Annotated in this window: 18 protein-coding genes; 5 read left to right on the top strand and 13 right to left on the bottom strand. The window is 61.6% G+C overall.

Annotated elements, in window-relative coordinates; genetic code table 11:
• The first annotated feature begins 38 nt into the window (after positions 1 to 38).
• Complete coding sequence (locus LQ215_RS02295; RefSeq protein WP_230147234.1) at positions 39 to 1316, top strand: MFS transporter; 1278 nt, start codon at positions 39 to 41, stop codon at positions 1314 to 1316.
• On the opposite strand, the gene LQ215_RS02300 is transcribed toward LQ215_RS02295, so the two are convergent.
• The gene (locus tag LQ215_RS02300; RefSeq protein WP_003200706.1) at positions 1241 to 2131 is read right to left on the bottom strand and encodes a LysR family transcriptional regulator; all 891 of its coding nucleotides are present in this window, start codon (positions 2129 to 2131) and stop codon (positions 1241 to 1243) included. The genes LQ215_RS02295 and LQ215_RS02300 overlap by 76 nt on opposite strands.
• Before the next feature lie 169 nt (positions 2132 to 2300).
• Here LQ215_RS02300 and LQ215_RS02305 point away from each other — a divergent pair, with 169 nt between their 5' ends.
• The 4 genes from LQ215_RS02305 to LQ215_RS02320 all read left to right on the top strand — a co-directional run bounded on the left by LQ215_RS02305 (position 2301) and on the right by LQ215_RS02320 (position 7542).
• On the top strand, positions 2301 to 3383 hold the full coding sequence (locus LQ215_RS02305) for a 4-oxalomesaconate tautomerase (RefSeq protein ID WP_230147235.1): 1083 nt from the start codon (positions 2301 to 2303) through the stop codon (positions 3381 to 3383).
• Between the two features lie 42 nt (positions 3384 to 3425).
• A complete protein-coding gene (locus tag LQ215_RS02310; RefSeq protein ID WP_230147236.1) occupies positions 3426 to 4751 on the top strand; it encodes a dicarboxylate/amino acid:cation symporter in 1326 nt (441 codons plus the stop codon).
• A gap of 143 nt (positions 4752 to 4894) precedes the next feature.
• The gene (locus LQ215_RS02315) at positions 4895 to 6199 is read left to right on the top strand and encodes a CitMHS family transporter (RefSeq protein ID WP_003200714.1); all 1305 of its coding nucleotides are present in this window, start codon (positions 4895 to 4897) and stop codon (positions 6197 to 6199) included.
• Positions 6200 to 6288: 89 nt separating this feature from the next.
• Positions 6289 to 7542, top strand: coding sequence for an OprD family porin (locus LQ215_RS02320; RefSeq protein ID WP_230147237.1), 1254 nt, complete (start codon positions 6289 to 6291; stop codon positions 7540 to 7542).
• 396 nt (positions 7543 to 7938) lie between these two features.
• On the opposite strand, the gene LQ215_RS02325 is transcribed toward LQ215_RS02320, so the two are convergent.
• The 12 genes from LQ215_RS02325 to LQ215_RS02380 form a co-directional block, all read right to left on the bottom strand.
• Entirely contained in the window at positions 7939 to 8694 is a 756-nt protein-coding gene (locus LQ215_RS02325; RefSeq protein ID WP_230147238.1) for an ABC transporter ATP-binding protein, read from the bottom strand.
• Positions 8688 to 9749, bottom strand: coding sequence for a FecCD family ABC transporter permease (locus tag LQ215_RS02330; RefSeq protein WP_230147239.1), 1062 nt, complete (start codon positions 9747 to 9749; stop codon positions 8688 to 8690). Before LQ215_RS02330 ends, LQ215_RS02325 begins: the two co-directional genes overlap by 7 nt.
• Entirely contained in the window at positions 9746 to 10933 is a 1188-nt protein-coding gene (locus LQ215_RS02335) for an ABC transporter substrate-binding protein (protein WP_230147240.1), read from the bottom strand. Before LQ215_RS02335 ends, LQ215_RS02330 begins: the two co-directional genes overlap by 4 nt.
• 64 nt (positions 10934 to 10997) lie before the next feature.
• Positions 10998 to 13409: a TonB-dependent receptor gene (locus LQ215_RS02340; RefSeq protein ID WP_230147241.1), complete on the bottom strand. Its 2412-nt coding sequence runs from the start codon at positions 13407 to 13409 to the stop codon at positions 10998 to 11000.
• Between the two features lie 98 nt (positions 13410 to 13507).
• A complete protein-coding gene (locus LQ215_RS02345; protein ID WP_230147242.1) occupies positions 13508 to 14485 on the bottom strand; it encodes a FecR domain-containing protein in 978 nt (325 codons plus the stop codon).
• Positions 14486 to 15001, bottom strand: a complete 516-nt coding sequence (locus LQ215_RS02350) for a sigma-70 family RNA polymerase sigma factor (protein ID WP_230147243.1) — start codon at positions 14999 to 15001, stop codon at positions 14486 to 14488.
• 464 nt (positions 15002 to 15465) lie between these two features.
• On the bottom strand, positions 15466 to 16650 hold the full coding sequence (locus LQ215_RS02355) for an aminotransferase class V-fold PLP-dependent enzyme (RefSeq protein ID WP_230147244.1): 1185 nt from the start codon (positions 16648 to 16650) through the stop codon (positions 15466 to 15468).
• 15 nt (positions 16651 to 16665) lie between these two features.
• Entirely contained in the window at positions 16666 to 17910 is a 1245-nt protein-coding gene (locus LQ215_RS02360; RefSeq protein WP_230147245.1) for an MFS transporter, read from the bottom strand.
• A 16-nt stretch (positions 17911 to 17926) separates the two neighbouring features.
• Positions 17927 to 19729 carry an IucA/IucC family protein gene (locus LQ215_RS02365; RefSeq protein ID WP_230147246.1) on the bottom strand — a complete coding sequence of 601 codons (1803 nt, stop codon included), beginning with the start codon at positions 19727 to 19729 and terminating at the stop codon, positions 17927 to 17929.
• A gap of 92 nt (positions 19730 to 19821) precedes the next feature.
• A complete protein-coding gene (locus LQ215_RS02370) occupies positions 19822 to 20970 on the bottom strand; it encodes an NAD/NADP octopine/nopaline dehydrogenase family protein (protein WP_230147247.1) in 1149 nt (382 codons plus the stop codon).
• Between the two features lie 28 nt (positions 20971 to 20998).
• A complete protein-coding gene (locus tag LQ215_RS02375; RefSeq protein ID WP_230147248.1) occupies positions 20999 to 22042 on the bottom strand; it encodes a PLP-dependent cysteine synthase family protein in 1044 nt (347 codons plus the stop codon).
• Positions 22043 to 22056: 14 nt separating this feature from the next.
• Positions 22057 to 23451 carry an alanine racemase gene (locus tag LQ215_RS02380; RefSeq protein ID WP_230147249.1) on the bottom strand — a complete coding sequence of 465 codons (1395 nt, stop codon included), beginning with the start codon at positions 23449 to 23451 and terminating at the stop codon, positions 22057 to 22059.
• Positions 23452 to 23494 lie beyond the last annotated feature (43 nt).

Consider the following 23494-nt stretch of genomic DNA (forward strand, 5'->3'; position numbering starts at 1 on the left):
TTTCAATTGAAACCAGTTTAGCGCCAAAGGAGACGTGCATGACAGCAGAGGTCGATTGTTTCACCCCGCAGCCTTCGAGAAATCACCAATGCCCAGGGCTTTCGCCGGCACTCACCTTATTGTTTTCCGTGACCTGCGCGCTGGCCGTCGCCAATGTCTACTTCGCCCAGCCCTTGCTCGCCTCGATGGCCGAGAGCCTGGGCGTCGCGTCAGGATTGATCGGGGTGGTGGTGACGGCTACCCAGGTGGGTTACGCGCTGGGGTTGCTGTTCATCGTCCCGCTGGGCGACAGGGTCAATCGTAAACGACTGGTTTTCGCCCAATTGGTGTTGTCCGCGCTTGTGCTGGCGGTCGTCGGTGCCGCCCAGCATTGGTTGGCGTTGCTGGCGGCGATGATCGTGATGGGCTTGCTGGCGGTGGTTGTCCAAGTGCTGGTGGCCTATGCCGCCGTGCTGTCCACGCCTTCCCAACGGGGGCAGGCCGTGGGAACCGTCACCAGCGGCATTGTCCTGGGTATTCTGCTGGCGCGGTTTACCTCTGGAGTGATCGCCGATCTGGCGGGCTGGCGCGGGGTTTATTTCGTTTCCGCGGGATTGATGCTGGGCATCGCGGCAGTGTTCTGGGCAGTGGTGCCTGCCGCTGTGTCGTCCCCTGACCGGCAGCCTTACCTGGCGCTTATCCGGTCGCTGTTCAGGCTGTTCATGACCGAGCCGGTGCTACGGACCCGGGGGCTGCTGGCCTTGCTGATCTTTGCGGCTTTTTCGGTGTTATGGACCGCCATGGTGCTGCCGTTGAGCGCCGCGCCGCTGTCGCTTTCACACACGGCCATCGGCCTGTTTGGCCTGGCCGGCGTCGCTGGGGCCCTGGCAGCTAGAAGAGCCGGTCGTTGGGCCGATCAAGGCTTTGGACAACGCGTTACGGGCTGGTCGCTGGGGCTCCTGACACTCTCCTGGCTGCCCATCGCGTTTACCGAGAGCTCGCTGATCGCACTGGTGTGCGGCGTGGTGTTGCTCGACTTCGCGGTGCAAGCCGTGCATGTCACCAACCAGGGCTTGATCTTCGCTGCACGGCCCGACGCGCAAAGTCGCATGGTCGGCGCGTACATGTGTTTCTACTCGGCGGGCAGCGCGCTGGGCGCGGCGGCCGCGACCCAGGTTTATGCGCTGCGGGGCTGGATCGCGGTCAGCCTGCTAGGCGCCTTGATCAGCCTCGCCGCGTTGGCGGTGTGGAGGCTTTCGCTTCATTGCGGCCACTGCTCAAGCAGGATCGAGACGAATTTCTCCGCGGCCGGGGAGAGCGATGCGCCCCGGCGGTAGACCAGGCCCAGCGAGCGGTTTACCACCGGCTCGATCAGCGGCACGCTGACCAGCGTTGGATGATCCCCGGCCGGCATCGCCAGGCTGGGCATCGCCGACACGCCGAGGCCAGCCTCGACCAATCCTAGCGATGTCGATAGGTGCTGCACTTCGTAAAACCACTGCGGACGCCAACTCAGGCCCGACAGCGCGTGGTCCAGCAGCATGCGGTTGCCGCTCAGGCGACCAACGCCGATCAGCCGATAATCACTGAGTTCCGACCAGGTCACCGCACTGCGTTCAGCCAATTCATGGTCGCGCCGGCAGGCCAGCACAAAGGGTTCGTTGACCAGGGGCACGAACTCGATGTCCGGGTGCTGGCCGCTCATCATGTTGATGCCGAAGTCGGCTTCGCCGCGCAATACAGCTTCGAGCCCTTCGTTGGCACTGAGGTCGAGCAGGCGGATGCGGATTTTCGGGTAGCGCTCGTTGTAGAGGCGGATCACCGAAGGCAGGAAATAGAACGCCGCCGTGGGGATGCACGCCAAGGTCACCCGGCCGATCTGTCGCTCCGCCAGCTCGCGGATGTTGAGAATCGAGTCGTCGAAATCATCCAGCAGGCGCCGTGCCTTGGGCAAAAAATCACGCCCGACACTCGTCAGGCTGACCTTGCGGGTCGTGCGATCGAGCAAAGCGGTTCCCAGGCCCTCCTCGAGTTTTTTCATCCGTCGGCTCAGGGCCGGTTGCGACAGGTGCAGCGCGTCGGCGGCTTCGTGAAAACTACCGAGTTCGGCGATTTTCACGAAAGATCGTATGTCCTGGAGTTCATATTCCATGTGTTATCTCACCGGGGAAGGGCAATGCGCGATGGCAAGTAGCCTAAAGTAATTCATTTGTGAAACGCAATAATCGCTCTGATCTTTGCATTGGAATCACTTTTCAAACCCTGCCACTCTTGTTTCCAGAGCATCAATTATCCAGATTGATCAACAAGAGTTAGTGAACATGCAGCGAATTCCTTGTGTGCTAATGCGCGGTGGTACGTCCAAAGGCCCGGTATTTCTCGCCTGGGATCTGCCGCTCGCCATCGCCGAACGTGACGAGCTGCTGCTCAACCTGATGGGCTCCGGCCACGAGCTGGAAATCGACGGCATCGGTGGCGGCAGCCCACAGACCAGCAAAGTGGCGATCGTCAGCCCATCGCTGCACCCTGATGCGGATGTCGATTATTTGTTCGTCCAGGTCATGGTTTCCCAGCGCCGGGTCGATACCGCCCCCAATTGCGGCAACATGCTCTGCGCGGTCGGCCCGTTCGCCATCGAACAGGGGCTGGTCAAGCCTTCCGGCGACCTGACCCGGGTGCGTATTCGCAACCTCAATACCGGTACCTTCGTGAATTCCGAAGTGCAAACCCCGGAAGGCAAGGTCAGCTATGAAGGCGACACCGCCATTGATGGCGTGCCTGGCACAGCGGCTCCGGTGCAACTGACTTTTCTCGATGCGGCGGGCAGCAAGACGGGGAAACTCTTCCCGACCGGGCAAACCCAGGACCTGATCGACGGCATCCCGGTGACCTGCATCGACATGGCGATGCCGATGGTGATCGTTCAGGCCAGTCAGCTTGGCAAGCGTGGCGATGAAAGCCCCGCTGAACTGGACGCCGATAAAGCCTTCCTGCAACGCCTGGAGTCCCTGCGCCTGAAAGCCGGCCTGGCCATGGGCTTGGGCGATGTCAGTGACAAGGTCATTCCCAAGCCGGTGCTGGTGTCGCCAGCCAAGTCTGGCGGGACGGTCCAGGTGCGTTATTTCATGCCGCACAACTGTCACCGCGCCCTGGCGATCACCGGCTCCATCGGCTTGGCCACTGCCTGTGTGACCGAAGGCAGCGTCGTCGCACAGTTGCTTGGCACCGTCAGCGAGCCGCGCTTGCAACAGGTTCGGATTGAGCACCCAAGCGGCGGTATCGATGTCGTACTGTCCTACACCGGTGAAAAGGGTGAGACCATTCGGGCTTCGGTCGTACGTACCGCACGCCGACTGTTCTCAGGTTACGTCTACGCCACGGCGTCCCAACGGCTGGCCGGATAGCCCAGGCAACCAGGGTCGTTTGCATCAGAACAATTCTAAAAAATGGGTGATGCCATGAAAGTTGTTAAGTCGCTCTACTTCCAGATCATCTGCGCCGTGCTGCTGGGCGTGGTCGTCGGGCATTTCTGGTCGCAACAGGCAATTGCCCTGAAGCCGCTGGGCGATGCCTTCATCAAACTGATCAAGATGATGATTGCGCCGGTGGTGTTCTGCACCATTGTCACTGGCATCGCCGGCATGAGCGACAAACGTTCGCTGGGGCGTTTGTTGAGCAAGACCATGCTGTTGTTCCTGGCGCTGACAGTGATCAGCCTGATCATCGGCCTGGTGTCGGTCTACCTGTTCAAGCCCGGTGCGGGCATGAACATCGATCCGACGCAGTTGAGCACCCAAGGGCTGTCGCAGTACACCGAATCCGCCGCAAAACTGAGCGTGGTGGACTTCTTCATGCACATCATTCCCGACACCTTCATCGGCGCCTTCAATAAAGGCGAGGTGCTGCCGGTGCTGTTTATCGCAGTGCTCTGCGGTTTTGCCCTGTCGTCCTTGGGCGAGCGCGGCAAGCCGGTGCTGGAGGTCCTGGAATCAGCCTCGCACATGGTCTTCAAGATTTTCTCCTACCTGATGCGCTTCGCTCCGATCGGCGCTTTCGGGGCCTTGGCCTTCACGGTGGGGCAGTACGGGATCACGTCGCTGGGTTCGCTGGCCAAGCTGATCATGACCTTGTATATCGCCTGCGCCTTCTTCGTCTTCGTGGTGCTGGGCAGCATTTGCCGCGCGCACGGCTTCAGCCTATGGAAGCTGTTGCGTTATCTGCGTGAAGAATTCCTGGTGGTACTGGGGACGTCCTCGACCGAACCGGTAATGCCGCGGATGCTGGAAAAGCTCCAGGCCCTGGGTTGCAAGAAAGGCGTCGTGGGGCTGGTGCTGCCCACCGGGTACTCGTTCAACCTCGACGGCACGGCGATCTACCTGTCGCTGGCGGCCATATTCATTGCCCAGGCCTGCAACATCGACCTGACGCTGACCCAGGTCATCACCATGCTGGCGATCATGCTGCTGTCGTCAAAGGGTGCCGCGGGTGTGACCGGCAGCGGATTCGTCGCCCTGGCCTCGACCCTGACGGTCATCCACGACATTCCCCTGGCGGGCCTGGCCCTGTTGATCGGGATCGACCGGTTCATGTCCGAAGCGCGGGCGTTGACCAGCCTGGCGAGCAACGCCGTCGCGACCGTGGTGATCTCCCTCTCGGAGAATGCCTGTGACCGCGAAGTCCTGTTGCGGACCCTGGATGGCCAACCCGCCCTGACGCAGACCCCGGCAACGGACTCGCGCTGGGACGACACGAAGGTCGCCAAACACATCTAGTCGCTCACGGCTGACTTGACAGCACCGCGTAAGCTCACTCAATAGCGCTGCGCCAGGCACACCTTCCGCGTGTTGCCTGGCGGGTGGGAGGGCGTGCGCCTGGGTGTCTGCCAAGCTACTCATAACAACAAGAGATCTGACATATGCTCGCTTTACTTGGCTTGGCCATGGTGGTGGTCTTTACCTTCCTGATAATGACCAAACGGCTGTCACCGATCGTCGCCCTGACGGTGGTGCCCATCGTCTTTGCGGTGCTCGGCGGCTTTGGCGGGACCACCGGCAAGATGATGTTGGACGGCCTGAAAATGGTCGCGCCGTCGGCGGCACTGTTGCTGTTCGCGATCCTGTTTTTCGGCCTGATGATCGACGCCGGTCTGTTCGACCCGCTGATCCGCAAGATCCTCAAGCGGGTCAATGGCGACCCGATGAAAATCGCCGTGGGCACGGCGCTGTTGTCGCTGTTGGTGGCGCTGGACGGTGACGGCACGACGACTTACATGATCACCTGTGCCGCGATGTTGCCGCTGTACAAGCGCATCGGCATGAACCCGATGATCCTGGCGACGGTTTCCATGCTCTCCTTGAGCATCATGAGCGGCATGACCCCTTGGGGCGGTCCGGCGACCAGGGCCATCGCGGCATTGGGCCTGGATGCCGGTGAGTATTTCGTGCCCTTGCTGCCGACCATGATCGGCGGTGCGATGTGGGTGGTGTTCACCGCGTTCCTGCTGGGTCGTGCCGAGCGCAAGCGCATCGGCAACGTCCAGCTGCAAAGCGGTGGCGGAGACTGCTACATCAACGCGATCATCGAGAACACGCCGCACAAGCGTCCGAAACTGGCCTACGTCAACCTGTTGCTGGTGGTCGCGGTGATGGTCGCGCTGGTGATGGGGCTCATGCATTCGGCGATCCTGTTCCTGATTGGTTTCGTCCTGGCGCTGATGATCAACTATCCGCAGCTGGACATTCAGAAGGAACGCATTCTCGCCCACTCGGGCAACGCCATGACCGTGGTCCTGCTGGTGTTTGCCGCGGGCATCTTCGCCGGGATTTTTTCCGGGACGAAAATGGTCGATGCGTTGGCACAGACCCTGGTCGACTGGATTCCACCTTCCTGGGGGCATCTGTTCCCGCTGGTGGTGGCGATTACCAGCATGCCGCTGACCTTCGTACTGTCCAACGATGCCTACTACTTCGGTGTCGTGCCGATCCTGGCCAATGCCGCTGCCGCCTATGGCATTGATCCGGTCGAAATTGCCCGGGCGTCCATCCTCGGCCAGCCGGTGCACCTGATGAGCCCGCTGGTGGCCTCGACCTTGTTGCTGGTGGGCATGGTCGACCGTGACCTGGGCGACTTCCAGAAAGCCACCGTCAAATGGGCGGTGCTCACGTCCCTGGTGATTACCGCACTGGCCCTGCTGACCGGGGCGCTGACGCTGTTTTCCTGATTCACCAACCTTAGCTTCTTGCCTGACACGCCCCCGCAAGTGGGGGTGTGCCGGCCTGCACGCCCAATAACAACAACGAGTAGCTCGACATGACCACTTTGCTTACCCGCGGGGCTTTGTTTCCGATCCTTGGGCTGTTGCCCCTGGCCACGGCCAGCGCCGAAGGCTTTATCGACGACAGCAAACTCAAGCTGCAATTGCGCAACGTCTACTTCAACGAAAATTTCCGCGACGAGCACGGGATGAGCGCACGGGCGGCGAGGACCGCCAAGAGTGAGCGCACCGAATGGGCCCAGGGCTTCTTGCTGGATTACCAATCGGGCTTTACGCCGGGCACCATCGGCTTCGGGGTCGATGCCCTGGGCCTGCTCGGGGTCAAGCTCGACTCCGGGCGCGGCCGCAGCGGCACCGGCCTGCTACCGGTGCATGACGACGGTCGCGCCGCCGACGAGTTTGCCAGCGCGGGCATGACCGCCAAGGCCAGGGTGGCCAAGACCACGCTCAAATACGGCACCTTGCTGCCCAAGACTCCGGTGCTGGTCTACAACGATGCGCGGCTGTTGCCCCAGACTTACCAGGGCACCCAGATCAGCAGCACTGACATCGACAACCTGACCATCACCGGCGGGCATCTGGAGCGTTTCAAGCTGCGCGATTCGAGCGACAGCATGCCCATCGTGCCCGATGGCTACGGCGGCGATAAGTCCGGTGACTTCAGCTATGCCGGTGCTGACTACAAGTTGGGCAAAAACATCCGCCTGAGCTACTTCCATGGCGAGCTGGAGAATTTCTATCGACAGGATTTTGCCGGTATCCAGCATGATCTGCCCTTGGGCGCCGGGGTACTGACCAGCGACCTGCGCTACTTCAACAGTGTCGATTCGGGCTCGGCCTATGGCGGCAAGATCGACAACGACATGCTCAGTGGGCTGCTGTCCTACGCCGTTGTCGGCCACACGCTAAGCGCCGGCTATCAAACCCTCAGCGGCGAGGCGGGCCTGCCTTATGTCAGCGGCGCCACGGTGTACTCCTTCAGCAACGTCGGGATCGGCAAGTTCATCGAGGAAGACGAGAAGACCTGGATGCTCGGTTACGGCTACGACTTCGCTCGCCTCGGTGTGCCCGGCCTGACATTTTCCACCCGCTACCTGAGCGGCAACGACGGCAAGTCCAATACCACCGTCAAAGAGTGGGAGCGTGACGCAGAGATCGCCTACGTGGTGCAGCAGGGTACGTTCAAGGGGCTGGGGGTGAAGCTGCGCAACTACGTCTATCGCTCGGACTTTTCCCGTGGCCGTGACAGCAACCGGATCTACTTCACCTACGACATTGCGCTTTGGTAGGGCGCTGTGCGCGACGGCTGACGCTTTGGCCTAGCGCTCGCACCCAACCCAAAAGCCAATGTGGGTGGGAGCGAGCTTGCTCGCGATGACAGCGGCCATTCAACTTCAACGCAGTCTGACCCACCGCTATCGCGAGCAAGCTCAGCTCCCACAAGGGATTGGCGGTGGTCGCAGGATCAAGGGCCGCCTCAGATCCATTGTGGGAGCCAAGCTTGCTCGCGATGACAGCGGCCCATTCAACTTCAACGCAGCCTGACCCACCGCTATCGCGAGCAAGCTCAGCTCCCACAAGGGATTGGCGGTGGTCGCAGGATCAAGGGCCGCCTCAGATCCATTGTGGGAGCGAGCTTGCTCGCGATGACGGCAGCACATCCAACATCGATGCCTACTGAGCGCTCAAACGATATCGTCGATCAGGATGTGGCGCTCGCCCCGGCTGCACTGCTCGATCCGCGCCTTGACCTTGTAGACTTGGCGAAGCATCGACTCGGTAATCACCTCGGAGCTCGGGCCGCTACCCTGGGCGGTGCCGTCGGCGATGACCAGCACCTGGTCGGCAAAGCGCAGCGCCTGGTTCAAGTCATGGATGGCGATGAACACAATGACCTGGCGTTCGCGCGCAAGGGCCCGCATGAAATTCAGCACCTGGACTTGCCGATGCATGTCCAGGGCGCTGGTCGGTTCATCCATGAGCAGGATTTCCGGTTCGCGCACCAGGGTCTGGGCGATCGACACCAGTTGCTGCTGCCCGCCGCTGAGCTCACCGAGGTTACGGAATGACAATTCGGTAATGCCCAGCGCGGCGAGAATGTCGTCCACCAGCTTCAGTTCATCGTCATGGACGACCCAGCCCGGCGTGAGTTGTTTGCGTGCCAGCAGGACCGATTCGTACACCGTCAACCGGGCGCTGGTGTTCAAGCCCTGGGGCATGTAGCTGATGCCCTGCGGCCCCTTTTTCGAGCCCTCCAAGAACACCTGCCCGGGGCCGTCGATCAACCCGGCCATGCGCTTGAACAAGGTGGATTTGCCCGCCGCGTTGGGGCCGACCACGGCCACCACCTGGCCGCCGACAAAGGCTGCCGTGGTCACGCCGTGAATGACCGTGCGCTGGCCGTAGCGGGCACCGAGATTCTCCAGCTGGATCGTTACCATGAGTTTTTCTTCCCGCCGAGAATCAAGGATATGAAGAAGGGCACGCCGATCAGCGACGTCACCACGCCGATGGGGAAAATGGCGCCGGGGATCAGGGTTTTGCTGATCACCGAACTGGCGGACAGAATCAATGCACCGGTCAGCAGAGACGCTGGCAGGAAGAACCGTTGGTCTTCACCGATCAGCATTCGCGCGATGTGCGGGCCGACCAACCCGATGAAACCGATGGTGCCGACAAACGCCACCGGGAACGAGGCGAGCAGGCTGACCATGATCAGCGTCTGGAAGCGCAGGCTGCGCACGTTGATGCCGAAACTCGCGGCCTTGTCGTCCCCCAGCCGCAGTGCGGTCAAGGCCCAGGCGCGCCGGGCGAAAATCGGCAGGGTGACCAGGATCACCAGGCAGATCACCCCGAGCTTGGGCCAGGTGGCTTTGGTCAGGCTGCCCATCGTCCAGAACACCACGGCGGCCACGGCTTGTTCGGTGGCGAAGAATTGCACCAGCGCCAATAACGCGTTGAAGGTGAACACCAGCGCGATGCCGAGCAGCACGATGGTCTCGGCGCTGACACCGCGGCGCAGGCTCAGGAAGTGGATCAGCAATGCCGACAACATGGCCATGATGAACGCGTTCACCGGCACCATGTACTGTGCCGCCAACGGGAACAAGGCCACGCCAAACGCCAGCCCCATGGCCGCACCGAAACTGGCGGCGGCGGAAATGCCCAGGGTGAACGGGCTGGCCAACGGGTTGTTGAGGATCGTCTGCATCTGCGCGCCGGCCAGCGACAACGCGGCGCCGACCGCAACTGCCATCAGCGCCACGGGCAGGCGGATGTCCCACATCACCACGCGGACCTGGGGCGATGCGCTGTCCGGTGAAAACAGCGCGCCGAGCACTTCGTCGAGGCTGTAGCGTGCCGGCCCGAGGGCCAGGTCCAGCAGGACGCTGCAGATCAGCAACAGCGCGAGCCCGCCGAGGATAAGCCGCTTGCGCAGTACCAGGCGCCGGTACGTGTCACGTTGAACCACCAGGGTTTCGTTCAGCGAAGTCATGGCTTGTCCTCGGCCTGGCGCAGGCTGACGGCGTAACCCGGCTCATAAGGCACCGGCAGGAACTGCTCGTGCAATTGGCGGAACGAGGCATCCGGGTCCAGGTCGGCAAACAACGTCGGGTGAAACCATTTTGCCAATTGCTGGATGGCCACGAACTGATAGGGGCTGTTGTAGAACTGGTGCCAAATGGCGTGGAAAGCCTGGTCGTCCTGGGCCTTGATACCGGCATAGGCCGGTCGCTGGGTGTACCACGCCAGTTTTCGCCTGGCTTGGGCCATGTCCGCCCCCGGACCGACGCCGACCCAATGGCCGCCGGGGGCAAAGGCTTCCCAGTTGGCACTGGTGACCACCACCTGCGCCGGGTTGGCGACCACCACTTGCTCGGCATTCAACTGGCCGAACGTGGTGGGGATGATGCCCTTGGCGATGTTGTCGCCACCGGCCATTTCGACGAACAGGCCGAAATTCTCGTTGCCGAAGCTCAGGCAGCAATCATCGGTGTAGCCGCCGATGCGCTCGATGAAGACCTTTGGCCGGGCAGGGTGGCGCGCTTCAATGACGTCGGTGACCCGCTGAATCTGTTGGTTGCGAAAATCGATGAACGCCTCGGCACGGGCTTGCTTGCCGAACAACTGGCCGAACAAACGCATGGTCGGCTCGGTGTTCTGCATCGGGTTGTTGCGAAAGTCGACGTAGACCACCGGGATGCCCAAGGCGTCGAGCTTCTCGATGTAGCGCGCATCCTCGGTGGCGTGTTGGGCTTCGATATTGAGGATGATCACGTCCGGACGCTGGGAAATCGCCTGCTCGATGTCAAAGGTGCCGTCCTCGAACCCGCCGAAGGTCGGGATCTTGGCGATGTCGGGAAATTTGCGCAGGTAGGCGTCGTAGGTGTCCGGATCGGACTGGATCAGGTCCTTGCGCCAACCGACGATGCGTTCGATGGGGTTTTGTGTGTCCAGCGCCGCGACCAGATACAACTGGCGACCTTCGCCGAGAATCACCCGTCGAACGGGAAGGTGGACCTTGACCTGGCGCCCGAGCAGGTCCGTCACCCTGCCCAGGGCCGGGTCCGCCTCGGCAGCCAGGGCGTTGCGGGGCGTCAGCGAAAGAAACGATGCGCCGAGCAGCCCGGCGAACAGCAGCGCGACGAGGGTATGAGGGTGACGAAAAACGGTAACCATGGTTCATGCCTTTACAAAAGCCGGACCGGGCAACGGCGCAAACCGCCACCCTGGCCCGCAGGTTTCAGAAATCAACGGTGGCGGATAACAGCAGCGTGCGCGGCGCGCCTTGGGAAAACGCACCATAGGACGCGACCCCCGACCAATAGGCGCGGTCGAACACGTTTTGCACCGTGGCGCGAAAGGTCGTGGGTCGCTCGGCAATGCGCGTGGCATAGCGGGCGCCGGCATCGAAGCGGGTCCAGGCATCCAGTGCCTGGGTGTTGGCCTGGTCGACGTACTGGCGGGCGGTGTAGATCGCGCCGCTGGTCAGCGTCAGCCCTTCGATACCCGGGGTGTCCCACTCGGCCCAGAGGTTGGCCTGGACCTTGGGGACGCCCACCGGTGTGTTGCCGCGGTTGGCGGCCACGCTGGTGCGGGTCAGCTCCCCATCGAGCAGCGTCACGCCACCGAGCAGGCGCGTGCCCCGGGTAACCTCGCCGGACAGGTTCAGTTCCACGCCACGGTTGCGTTGTTGGGCCTGGACCGTAAACACCCCGGACGACAATTCACCGCTGGGCTTCTTGATCTGGAACAGCGCCAGCGTGGCCATGAAACGGTCGTAGTCGACCTTGACCCCGATCTCTTGCTGGCGAGAGATGTAGGGGGAGAAAACCGCTTCGGCGTTGGTGGCGGCGGACGGCGCGATGTCGCCTTTGCTCAGGCCTTCGATGTAGTTGTAGTACAGCGCGACGTGATCCCAGGGCTTGGCGACGATACCGAACAGGGGCGTGGTTTTGCTCTTGTCGTAGGACGGGGTGGCAACGGTGGTGTCGTAGTTGTCCGACTGGACGTTTTGCCGACGCAGCCCGAGGGTGACTTGCAGGCGCTCATCGAGCATCGACAAGGTATCGGCCAGGGCGATGCCCGACAGTTCGCTTTCGGAGACTTTCGATGTTTGGGGCTCGGCGAGGTCGGGCCGGGGCCGGTCAACCGGATGATAGATGTTCGAGAGGATGGCGGGGCCGGAAACGATGCCCCGGGACAATTCGTCGCGATAACGGCTGACTTGCAGCACCGCGCGGTGGCTTACCGGCCCGGTGTCGAAGCCCAGGCGCGCGCCGGCATCGACGGTATAGCGCTGGACTTTGAACTTGTAATAACCGGGAACCGATGACGTGTCGCCGGTCGCGTTGATGATGGTCGGGGTCTGGTCGGACATGCGCTCGACCTCCGATTTCCCGCCGCCGGCGTGGGCAAACAGGGTCAACTGATCGCTGAGGTCGTACTCGCCACTCAGCAACGCCGATTTGTCCCGGGCTCGGGAGCGGCCCCAGTCCTGGCTGACACTGGTCCGTCCGTTGGCGGCCGAGGGAATTTGCACGCCAGGGTCGATCCTGAAAGGGCGTGAGGCGGCGTCGAACTGTTCATCCTGGCTGATCAGGTCCAGGGTCATGCGCAGGCGATCCCCTTGGTAATCCAGGGACATGGCGCCGGTACCGACGTCTCGGGACTGCTTGTCGATGGCCGTGTCACCCTGCTGCAGGCTACCGTTGAGCCTGATCCCGAACCGGCGCTCTTCACCAAAGCGCCGACTGAGGTCGAGGTGGCCCCCCAGTTGCGAGTCGCTGGCGTAGCGGCTGGTGAACCGGGTCAGGTCCTCGTCGAGGGCGCGCTTGGGGACCACGTTGATCACACCGCCCACGGCGCTGTTGGGCGACATGCCATACAGCAGGGCGGCGGGGCCCTTGACCAGTTCGATGCGCTCGGCGTAATCGGTGAACACCCGGTAATTGGACGCCACGCCATACACACCGTCGAACGCCAATTCACCGAGATTGCCTTCTCCCAGCGGAAAACCACGGACGAAGAACGAGTCGACGATGCCGCCCGCCTGGCCAGTGGAGCGCACCGAAGCGTCGCGCTCCAGCAAGTCGCCCACGGTGACCGCCTGCTGATCCTTGATCATCGTCGAGGTGTAGCTGCTGATGCTGAACGGCGCATCCATCACATCGGCGTTGCCCAGCAGGCCGAGGCGCGCACCGCGGGCGACCTGACCGCTGGAGCCGGTGGGCGGCAGGCCGGTGCTGCGTCTGCCGGCGGCATCGACGTTGATCTCCGGCAGCGACACCTGGCGCAGCACCAGTGTGTAGCTGCCATCGTCGCGGGCAACCATCTCCACACCGCTGTCGGCCAGCAGGTGTGTGAGTGCTTGCGTTGCTGGATAAGTGCCCGAGAGTCCCGGGCTGACCAGGCCCTCAGTGATTGACGGCTGGAACGACAAGGCAATGCCGGCGGTCACCGCAAAACTCGACAGGGCAGGGCCGAGCGGCCCCGGGGCGATGTCATAGGCGCGGGGGGCGACGGCTTCCAGTTGCGCGGGCACGGCGGCGAAGGCGAACGACCCAGTGACCATGCTCAAGGCAAGGCTCAACAGCACACTGCGCATGACAGGCTTGGACGGACGATCCGGACGCAGGGGCCGTGCAACGAGCATGGATGGATGACCCTAATGGACGACATGAAATGGTTATTCCTTTTTTTGCCAGTCGAGATCAAAAAAAGTATCAGATGAGCAGCAAATATTTTGTGTGATCAGGCGGGGGTGAGCGTCACCCAGTAACCGTTCAAGTGGCCGGTGACGAGAACCGGGTAGGTTTGAACCAGCATGTTGAGCGTGCGCTGGGTGTCGCTGATAGGAAACGCCCCGGAAACCCGCAGCTCGGCGATGGCCGGGTCGCAACGTACGAAGCCCCGGCGGTAGCGCGCCAGTTCGGCGACGAAATCCGCCAGGCGCATTCTGTCGGCCATCAGCATGCCTTGGGCCCATGCGCCGACGTTGCGATCTGTTGGGGTCAATTGGCTGAAGGCTTGGGGCGAAAAGTCGGTGCGCTGTCCAGCGTTGACGATCAGCGGCGCGGCCTGGTGAGCCCCGGCCAATTCAATCCGCACCGCGCCTTCGAGTACCGCCAGGTGCGTGCGCGATGGCAGTTGGCGCACGGTGAACCGCGTGCCCAGGGCCTGCATCCGACCCTCGCGGGTACTGACGAGGAAGGGGCGGGCCACCGGTGAAACATCCGGCGCGGTCTGGACAAGGATTTCCCCTTCGCGCACATGGATGAGTCGCTGCTGGGTGTCGAACAGGGCGTCGATGGCCGTGCCGGTGTTGAGGGTGATGTGAGACCCGTCGGCCAAGCTCAACTCGCGACGCTCGCCAACGGCGGTGCGGTAGTTGGCGGACCATTGCTGCGATTGCGCCAGTTTCCAGCTGCCCCAACCGGCGGGAACGACTGCCAGCAGCAACGCCAGTTTGCCGAGGGTCGCGCGCCGTTCGGGGCTGCTCGGGCGATCCAGTGCCGACATCGCCAATGATCGTGGCAAGCCGCCGAGCTTGTTTTGCAACAACTGCGCGCGGGACCAGGCACGGCCGCGCTCGGGGCTGCTGACTTTCCAGCATTCCCATTCGGCACGCTCGGTGTCGCTGAGGTCGCGTTCGCTCAAGCGCATCAACCAATCGGCGGCTTCTTCGAGAACCTTGGGATCGAGCGGCGGCTCACGGCGACGAGTGAGCATTCATTCCACCAGCATCAAGCATTGCACGAACGCCTGCTTCATGTAGCGCTTGACCGTGATCAGCGAGACGTTGAGCTGTTGGGCGATGTGGTCGTATTTCAGGCCGCCGATCTGCGACAGCAGGAATGCTCGCTTGACCGGCGCCGGGAGGGTGTCGAGCATGGCGTCGATTTCGTGCAGGGTTTCCAGCACCAGGAAGCGCAATTCAGGGGATGGCACTTCCTGGGCCGGCAAATGCGCGAGCGCCTCCAGGTAGGCCCGTTCCAAGGCCTTGCGCTGATACCAGTTGATGAGAATGCCCTTGGCCACGCAGCTCAGGTAGGCCCGGGGCTGGTCAATGGCCGTGACTTGGGAGGCGAGAATGCGCGTGAAGGTGTCTTGGGCCAGGTCCGCTGCATCCATGGCGTTGCCCAGCTTTTTCTTCAGCGTGTTGTACAGCCAACCGTGATGGCCGGCGTACAGCGCTTCGATCACACGCAGATGATGGTCGTTGTTCGCGCGCAGGGTTTCGCTCATGGCTGCAGTTTTTTTGCAATTGAGAAGTATTACCAATGCTAAAGGACAACTTGCCCGCGACGCAAGCGGCGTTCGACTGTGGGGGGCTTGCTCGCGAAAGCGGTGGGTCAGCTTGCAGGGATGTTGACGGTGCCGACGCCTTCGCGAGCAAGCTCGCTCCCACATTTCTGATCTGCGGTTGACTTGGATTTTTCAGGCACAGCGCGCGCCCCTTGTGGGAGCGAGCCTGCTCGCGATAGCGGTGGGTCAGCTTGCAGGGATGTTGACTGTGCCCGCGCCATCGCGAGCAGGCTCGCTCCCACAGTTTTTCTGAGTTGTTCACAGACACCGCATACACCCCAAAACCTCTGTGGGAGCGGGCTTGCTCGCGATAACGGTTTGTCGGCTTGCAAGGATGTTGACTGCACTGCCGCCATCGCGAGCAAGCTCGCACCGTTTTTTGAGCAAAGCCCTGAACCATCTCCTCAGGTGCGCGGCAGGTGCATCAGCGCGGTCACCAGGGTGTCGATTTCAGCTTCGGTATTGTAGACGTGTACGGAGGCGCGGCTGACTTCCAGCAAGTCGCGCTGCTGCATGTCGAGCAGCGTCGAACGTGATGTCGATGTGCTGACGTTGATCCGTTTGGCCTGGCCTGCCAGCCATTGCTGGACCTGTGTCGCGCTGTGGTGTCGGTGCGTGAAGGTCACGATGCCGGACTGGAGCGGGCCCTTGTCTTGAAGTGTGATCGCTGGAATCGCCGCCAGGCGTTCGCGCAAATGGCCGGCCAGGTGTTGGATGCGCTGCCATATCGGCTCGATGCCCTGGGCCAGTGCGTAGTCTACCGCCGCGCCGAGCCCCAGCTTGGCCGCCACGTTGCATTCCCAGTTTTCGAAGCGCTTGGCATCGTCACGCAGACAGAACGTGTCAGGCGTTTGCAGCGTGGCGGCATGCAGGTCGAGAAAAACCGGCTCCAGGTTCTGGCACAGGGCCTTTTCGACATAGAGAAAGCCCATGCCCCTGGGGCCACGCAGGTACTTGCGGCTGGTCGCGGCGAGCATGTGGCAGCCGATGCGTTTCACATCGATCGGCATTTGTCCGACCCCTTGGCAGGCATCGAGCAGAAACAGCACCCCGGCGGCCCGTGCCAGGGTACCGATCTGTTCGACGGGTTGGACCGGTCCGCCGTTGGTGGCAATCACTGGCAAGGACACCAAGGCGACGCGATCATCCTCCAGCAGCGTCCTGAGGGCCGGCAACGACACCTGGCCGTGCTCATCGTTGGGGATGATCCGCAACTCGATACCCCGGCGTTTTTTCAGTTGCAGGTAGGGAATGTAGTTGCCGGCGTATTCGGTGGTGGAGGTCAGGACCACATCGCCGGGCCGCAGCGGCAGCGAATAGAAAGCCATGTCCCAGGCGCGGGTGGCGTTTTCGATCACCGCGATTTCGTCGGGCTTGGCGTTGATCAGGCGGCCAATGCTGTTGTAGACATTGTCCAGCACCGCGGTCTGTTGCCCGGCGGCCTCGTAACCACCGAGGCGCGCCTCCCGTTGCAGGTGGTCGGTCACGGCCTTGATCACCGGTTCAGGCATCAGCGCCGCCCCGGCGTTGTTGAAATGGATCAGGTGCGCGACACCGGGCGTATCGGCGCGCAGTTGTTCAATGTCCAAAGGGAAACTCCTTGATCAGTCCCCGGGCGGGGCGGGGCTGGCTTGCAGGGTCGCGGGCCAGTACCGCAAGGCGACGACGGGAATCAGTGCCAACACATAGGCCAGGCAAACGAACAGGTAGGTGTACTGCAACCCATAGACTTGGCTCAGCAACCCTCCGGCCGAGATGCCCGCGATCGAAGCAAATTGCGCGGTGCCCTGGGCAATGCCCAGCACCTGGCCTTGTCGCGCACTGTCGGCGGATTTCGAGACCAGTGCCATCAGCACCGGCGTGGTAGCCCCCAGCAGCACCCCCCAGATGAAGTAGACGACGACAAATACGATGGCATTGCGCGTGACCCCCGCCAGCGCGGTCAGGGCGATGCAACCGAGCACGATGTAGATGATGCGATGCAAGGTGTCCTTCTGGGTACGGTGCTCGAAATAGCGCGACCAGGCCGTGGCCGAGAGGATAAAGCCCAGTGCCAGCAAGCCGTAGCACAGGCCGACCACCGAATTGCTGACGTCGAATACCGAGCTCACATACAAGGAGAATGAGGTCTGTGGCAGCATCCGCGCCAACAGCAGGATGCCCATGACGCACAGCAATGACAGCAATGGCGATCCTTGCCAGACGCTGTCGGTACGGCGTGTTGTCGCCGGGGCCTGGCTGGTCGTGGGTTTCTTCACCGGCGGTACGTCCGGCAGGGTTACGGCGGCCACCACCGTGCACACCGCGCACAAGGCCGATGCGATGATGTTGATCCAGAAGAAGGTGGCGTAGTCGAGGATCAGGCCCCCGACCACCGCGCCGAGCAATGAGCCGACGTTGGTGGAAATTTGCAGGATCGCGAACAGCCGCGCCCGTCGCGACGGGGCTTCGATACTGACGCCGTAGGCCTGGGCCGGGGCGATGTACCCGGCAAAGGCGCCCTGCAAAAACCGCAGCACCAGGATGATCCAGATATCGCTGCACAGCGCCAGCCCGAGTTGAGTCAATGACAGGCCCGCCAGGGCGCGGATCATCATCAACTTATGACCGTAACGATCACCGATACGGCCCCAGAAGGCGCTGGTCAGAATGATACCCAGCATCGGCCCGACATACACGGCGATGCTGGCGAAGCTGAAGACCGACTCCGAGGACGTCAGCCCGCGCAGGTGGACCGGCCAGAACGGTCCGCTCATTTCCATCGCGCCCATGGAGATGAGCTGGATTGCGAATAGAAGGTAAATCAGGATTCTGACGTTCGAACCCTGGAAGGCACCTGCGTGGGACATGACTCAGCCTCGGTGGTTAAACGCTCGCAAGCGGGTTGGTCAGCGTGTGCTGTAAACGATAGTTGGAGTACTGCAACAGGTGCATGCGCAATAACGATCGGGTCGGCCACGGGTCCTGGATGAACGCCTGGCGTTCGGCCTCCCACAATGGCGCGGCGACGCGCTCGCGCACGGCTTCGAACGCCACCTCGGTTTCCTCGCGCAGCACGCGCCACAATCGCGTGTCCTCAAGCCCATACTCCCGCGTCAGCCACAAGGCGACCTCGTGCAGGTGGGTGAGGAACGCCGCGTCGAGCACGAACATGCGCACTGGTTCAATATCTTCCACGAACACGGTCGGCAAGATGCCCGGCTGCACATGAGGTTGCAAGGTGTACCCGCGTTCCTCCAGCAGGGGTGCGTAGGTCCTGCCGTCACCGAAATCGCGGATCAGCAGGCTACGTGCTTTGCCATCGGGGGCAAACAGCACCATGGTGTTTTGCTGATGGGCTTCGAGCCCGATGCCGTACATCAGGTAGATCGCGACCACTGGGCGGGTGACCACGCTGGCGTACTGTCGGAACCAATCTTCAACGCCCTGGGCATCGGCCCGAGCCCCATCGCGCTCGATCAGGTCGGTAAACAGCGGGCGGCCGCCGGGCAGGCGGGTAAACAACGAGGCCACGGTAATCGGCAGGCAATCGTCGCTGCGTTCGAAAGCCGCTCGGCTGGCGCGATAGACCACTGACAGGTGTCGTCCGGGGGCATCGTCCTGGGTGATCGCGTTGCGGTAGCGCACGCCGATTTCTTCCGGGAAGATTTCCAGGCGCTGGTCGAAGCCGTTTTCGGCGGCAAGGATTTTCGTGATCACCGTACTGATCCGCGGGCCCATATGGATCGACTTGGCTTGCAGGCTGCGCAGCTCGCTGGTCATCCACACGGCGATGGGCAATTTGATCAGCGGCGCGGTCTCGTCCAGCACCGGCATCATGGTCCGGTAGGACATGGTCGGCAGGGTCTGGAGGTCGGGGCCTTCGGTGATCAGGATGCCTGCTTCGATTTCCGCGGCAAAGGTCTTGAGTACGTAGGCCTGGAGATGCCAGGCATGGATCGGCAGTGGCAGCCAGTGGTTTTCGTCCAGGCCCTTGGCATTGAGCGCGGCGGTCCACTGCGCCCATTGCGCCGGAAAGTTGCTGGCGAACCAACTGTGGTAGCTGGTGACATGGGGCATGCTTTCACTTTTGGCCATGTCGGCGCGCAATGCGGCTATGCGCAAGGGGACCTTGGCGTTGAACTCGGGGGACAGTTGTTCGACTTCCGCATCGCTGAGGCCGGGGCGGGATTTCCAGGTTGGATAATACGGATGGCCTTCCAGCGAGCCCCATTGGTCCAAAAGAATCGCGGCGTCCTTGGTGCTGGTGTGTTGGCGCAGGTAGTCGGTCAGGCTGACGAGCCCGTGGCTTTCGGCGGCCTGGGCCAGGCGCGCGTTCCATTGCTGGCGATGCTGGCGGGCATGGGCATCGTTCATCAGGCTGTTTTCCATGTCCGACTTGAGTCCGGCGACACCTTCGTCGCTGGGTTCGAAGTCAAAACTGTCGCGCAGCACGTCCAGCAAGTCCTGATGGCTGTGAATGACTTGGCGTACGCCTTCGTCGGTCAGCAGGACCACGTCGCCGTCACTGATCAAGGTGTCGGCGGGGGCCAGGGTGATCCGCGAGAAAAACAGCTGGGCCCGGGTATTTTTCAACGGGTAGGTCGCCTCGCTGCCGTCCGCGCAAAAGCGCAGGGCCGAACGGTCCAGGATGTTCTCGGCAAACAGGCAGCGAACCAAGCGTCGCATGGCATTTTTGCGTGAATAAGTGACCAGTGTCTTGAAGTCATCCATATCGGTATCTGCTCGTCGATGAATTAAAGAAGAGGGTGAAGCCCGGTTCAGGCCGAGCGCGGCCAGTGGGTCGGGAAGTAGTCCAGCGCCGAGTCGCGCAAGCCTTCCATGTAGGCAATGCTCCACTGCAGGACTTCCTCGATGTAGGGGACTTTCAGTTCGAAACGCTTGGCCATTTCCACCAGCAGGACCAGGCCATAGGCGACGTCTTCGTTGAAGGCACGGCTCTGGCGCTCGATTACATAGCCGGGGCGGTTGCCATCGGCCGGCACCATGGGCGCGACAATGTCGTGGTAAGCCCGGTTGGTACGCAGGATCGAAAGCATGCTGCTGCGGTCGCGGATCTGCTCGCCGTAGGCCTCGACGATCTCCTGTTTCAACGACTTGACCGAGGACAGGTCGACGCCCATGCGCTGGCTGATGACCGCGCACAGGTTCTGGCTTTCTTCATCCATGCGCTCCAGGAAATAGGCGCCTAGTTCCGGACACTCGGTCCACCAGCACAGGCGTTGCGGGAAGATCTTGCGGTGCCACTGGCCGTAAGGGCCGATCAACCCATAGATCACCGAGCTGTGCATGATCGGATTGCCCGGGGTCAGGGTGATCTCCAGGTAATGGTCGAGCAGGGTCACGCATGGGCCGTACAGCCTCCTGAGCATTTGCTGGAGCAGTTGGCGCGACGCCAGGGTTTCCCGGGCGTGGGTGGCCACATACAGCTGGCTTTTGCCGCCGCCCATCTTTACCGAGCGTCCGGGTTTGAGGTCGAACGCCGTGTGCGGGACGTCCTTCATGCCCCAGATCACCAGGTTCGGTTTATCCGCCAATGTGGCTTGGGCCAGCCAGTCGAAACCGCAGAACCCTGGAATGGCGCCGACGTACACCGGCTTGGTCGTGCTCAGGTGCGGTGCGATGTCTTGCAAGAACTGCGGTCGGGCATGGGCCGGCACCGTGATGATGACGATGTCGGCGTCCTCGATGGCGACTTTTGCCTCGGTGGTCACCCGGTCCGGCCGTGCGCTCAGCATCGAGCCGTCTGGCATCAACGCCTGCATGGGAATTTGGCGGGTATGGTGGTCGACGATGTCCCGGTTGCTGGTGAGCAGCGACACCTGGACATCAGGCAATTGCTTGAACAGGACGGCGTTGAGATGGCCGGTTCTGCCACCGCCGCAAATGGCGACTTTCAGCACGTTCATGAAGGGGCGTTCCTGTGTGGGTGGAGGGTCATGCGACGCTCAATTGCAGCGGCGCAGAACTGGATTCCTGCCATTGGGTCTTGCCCAGCCAGCCGTCCAATTGCACGGCGATGCCGGGGTCGAGCAAGTCGCGCTCTTGCAGCCATTGATCGTCGAACACGGTGTGCAGGTACTTCTCGCCGCCATCGGCGATCGGGACCACGACATTGCCGGTCAGCACGCCTTTGTGAATGAATTCCAGGGCCTTGAAAATCGCTCCACCGGTAGAGCCGCCTACCAGCAACCCCAGGTTGCGGGCGATATAGCGGGCGGTCTCGAAGGCTTGGGAATCGGTGACCTGGACGCCCAGGTCGATGCAGCTGTAGTCGAGCACCAGGCCCACGGTGTCGCCGGCAGGCGTCCCGGTGCCGGACTGATAGTACGGGTAGCCGGGATGACCAAAGACAATGGAACCGGCGGGTTCCACGGCGACGGTCACGGTGTCGGGGTTATGCAGTTTCAGCCCCCGTGCGATGCCGGTCATCGAGCCGCCGGTGCCGACACACCCGACATAGGCGTCGACCTGGCCTTCCACCTGGGCAATGGTTTCGCGCACGAAGTCGCTGTAGCCGCCGGCATTGGCGGCGTTGTCCGACTGGTTCATGAACACCGCTCCCGGGATCTGTTCGGCGAGTTCGGCAGCCATCCGTTGACGCTCGACCACGGCGACTTCATCCTCGCGATAATGGCCGGCGACAAATCGGACGTCGGCGCCTAGCGCCTTCATGACTGCGATCTTGTCTTGGGCGGCGTGATGGTCGACCACGGCGATAAAATGCAGGCCGAATTCGACAGCGGCCATGGCCAGGCCGATGCCAGTGTTGCCGGAGGAGGACTCCACGACCACGCCGCCGGGCTTCAAGCGTCCGGACTTGAGCGCAGCCAATACCATGTTCCGCGCCATGCGGTCCTTGATGCTGCCGCCGGGGTTGTTCTTTTCAATCTTGAGCAACAGCCTGGCATCAGTGTCGGGTATCTCAATGCCCAGCATGGGGGTATTGCCGATCAGATCTGAAACTTTATTAAGTATCATGTGAAGTACTCCCTTCAGCAGTCAGGTGAAAACGCGTAGTGGCCTTGTGTACAACAAGTCGCCATTAATCGACGGGGTAGGGGGTGACGATGGAATTCGTTTTCCAGCAAATCCATCTGATAGCCGGCGGTATTGGCGTAGATCAATAAGTCGCCGGGCTGGGGTAAATGTTCGAAGTTGATAAGGCGGTAACTGATGACGTCATCATCCAGGCAACTATGGCCGGCGATGTAGGCTTGAGTCGGGTTGCCGGGGGATTGCGTTGCGCTTATCAAGATGGGGTCTACCAGATATTCAGAGGCGAACCAGGTTTCACAAGCGCTGAAACTACTGCCCTCGACAAAGATCACGGTTTTGTTGTTTGCCAGCTTTTTGGTGCGGGTCACTCTAAAGACCGAGATGGCGGCTTGATCCACCAGGCTTCGGCCGGGTTGCAACGATAAGGTGATATTCCGTGACTTTAAGTAATTCGCTATGGAGCGGCCGGATGAATGATCGGCTTGCAGGAAAAGCTCCAGCCACTGACTGGCTGTTAGACTGCCGCCATAGGGATAAAACGCCTCGGGCACCGAATGGCTGTAGTAATGACCGGGCTTATTGTCGTTCTGCAGAAAATTATTATAGGTATCGGTGTCGACATAACGAATCGGCAGCCCGCCACCCATGTCGATGATGCTTGGATTCAAGCCCATCTCGCACGCCGCATCGACAAAGGCGGTGACTTCGCGGAAGGCCTGTACCCGGGTTTCGTACCCGTAGCCGCCCAGATGGAAATGAAAGCCTTCGAAGTGAAAATGTTCGTCTTTTTCGGTCAACCGTCGCAGGCACTCCAACAAGTCATCGGTGCCCATTCCGAAACGGCTCGCCAGGCAACTCTGCGGCCGATATCGCAGTAAGACCCTGGCCTGCACGGGGGAGGGCGCGGATTTGACCAGCGCTTGGAGATGAGCGAATTCTTCCAGCGAATCCACACAAATCAGTGAGCCGGCCTCTACCAGTGCCCGGTGGAAAACGACCGTTTTGGCAGGCCCCGTTGCACACAAAAGCGCTCCCGGCGTGCCGGCGCGCCGGGCGGCATTCAGCTCGTGGATGCTCGACACATCGACGCCGATGCCCAAATCCTCTGCCGCGTGGAGCAGGCATTGGGACTTGTTGGCTTTGGCGCCATAGAAGATGACGTGATTCACTTCGTATTTTTTCAACACGCTCTGTAGCGCCGCCGTATTGGCTTTGAATGCGTGGGGCCATATCAGGTTGAGGGGCGATCCATATTGTGAAACGAGTTCTATAAGCCTTTGTGAATGACCCTGAATGAATTGTCTGATCACCGGGTCGAGTAGGGGCGCCAGCAAAGTAGGCTGGTGCACTTCGGTTCGGTTGTTAAATGTCGGCACAGAAACGTTAAGCATAGTTACCCCTGGCGTCGAACATGCCATTTTTCATAGTTCGACA

The sequence above is a fragment of the Pseudomonas brassicacearum genome (assembly GCF_918698105.1).
In the GTDB taxonomy this organism is placed as follows: domain Bacteria; phylum Pseudomonadota; class Gammaproteobacteria; order Pseudomonadales; family Pseudomonadaceae; genus Aquipseudomonas; species Aquipseudomonas brassicacearum_F.

What these genes read in the sequence shown, in the direction of transcription:
- LQ215_RS02295 (WP_230147234.1), top strand. Translation starts at nt 39, where the DNA reads ATGACAGCAGAGGTCGATTGTTTCACCCCGCAGCCTTCGAGAAATCAC.
- LQ215_RS02300 (WP_003200706.1), bottom strand. Translation starts at nt 2,131, where the DNA reads ATGGAATATGAACTCCAGGACATACGATCTTTCGTGAAAATCGCCGAA.
- LQ215_RS02305 (WP_230147235.1), top strand. Translation starts at nt 2,301, where the DNA reads ATGCAGCGAATTCCTTGTGTGCTAATGCGCGGTGGTACGTCCAAAGGC.
- LQ215_RS02310 (WP_230147236.1), top strand. Translation starts at nt 3,426, where the DNA reads ATGGGTGATGCCATGAAAGTTGTTAAGTCGCTCTACTTCCAGATCATC.
- LQ215_RS02315 (WP_003200714.1), top strand. Translation starts at nt 4,895, where the DNA reads ATGCTCGCTTTACTTGGCTTGGCCATGGTGGTGGTCTTTACCTTCCTG.
- LQ215_RS02320 (WP_230147237.1), top strand. Translation starts at nt 6,289, where the DNA reads ATGACCACTTTGCTTACCCGCGGGGCTTTGTTTCCGATCCTTGGGCTG.
- LQ215_RS02325 (WP_230147238.1), bottom strand. Translation starts at nt 8,694, where the DNA reads ATGGTAACGATCCAGCTGGAGAATCTCGGTGCCCGCTACGGCCAGCGC.
- LQ215_RS02330 (WP_230147239.1), bottom strand. Translation starts at nt 9,749, where the DNA reads ATGACTTCGCTGAACGAAACCCTGGTGGTTCAACGTGACACGTACCGG.
- LQ215_RS02335 (WP_230147240.1), bottom strand. Translation starts at nt 10,933, where the DNA reads ATGGTTACCGTTTTTCGTCACCCTCATACCCTCGTCGCGCTGCTGTTC.
- LQ215_RS02340 (WP_230147241.1), bottom strand. Translation starts at nt 13,409, where the DNA reads ATGCTCGTTGCACGGCCCCTGCGTCCGGATCGTCCGTCCAAGCCTGTC.
- LQ215_RS02345 (WP_230147242.1), bottom strand. Translation starts at nt 14,485, where the DNA reads ATGCTCACTCGTCGCCGTGAGCCGCCGCTCGATCCCAAGGTTCTCGAA.
- LQ215_RS02350 (WP_230147243.1), bottom strand. Translation starts at nt 15,001, where the DNA reads ATGAGCGAAACCCTGCGCGCGAACAACGACCATCATCTGCGTGTGATC.
- LQ215_RS02360 (WP_230147245.1), bottom strand. Translation starts at nt 17,910, where the DNA reads ATGTCCCACGCAGGTGCCTTCCAGGGTTCGAACGTCAGAATCCTGATT.
- LQ215_RS02365 (WP_230147246.1), bottom strand. Translation starts at nt 19,729, where the DNA reads ATGCGACGCTTGGTTCGCTGCCTGTTTGCCGAGAACATCCTGGACCGT.
- LQ215_RS02370 (WP_230147247.1), bottom strand. Translation starts at nt 20,970, where the DNA reads ATGAACGTGCTGAAAGTCGCCATTTGCGGCGGTGGCAGAACCGGCCAT.
- LQ215_RS02375 (WP_230147248.1), bottom strand. Translation starts at nt 22,042, where the DNA reads ATGATACTTAATAAAGTTTCAGATCTGATCGGCAATACCCCCATGCTG.
- LQ215_RS02380 (WP_230147249.1), bottom strand. Translation starts at nt 23,451, where the DNA reads ATGCTTAACGTTTCTGTGCCGACATTTAACAACCGAACCGAAGTGCAC.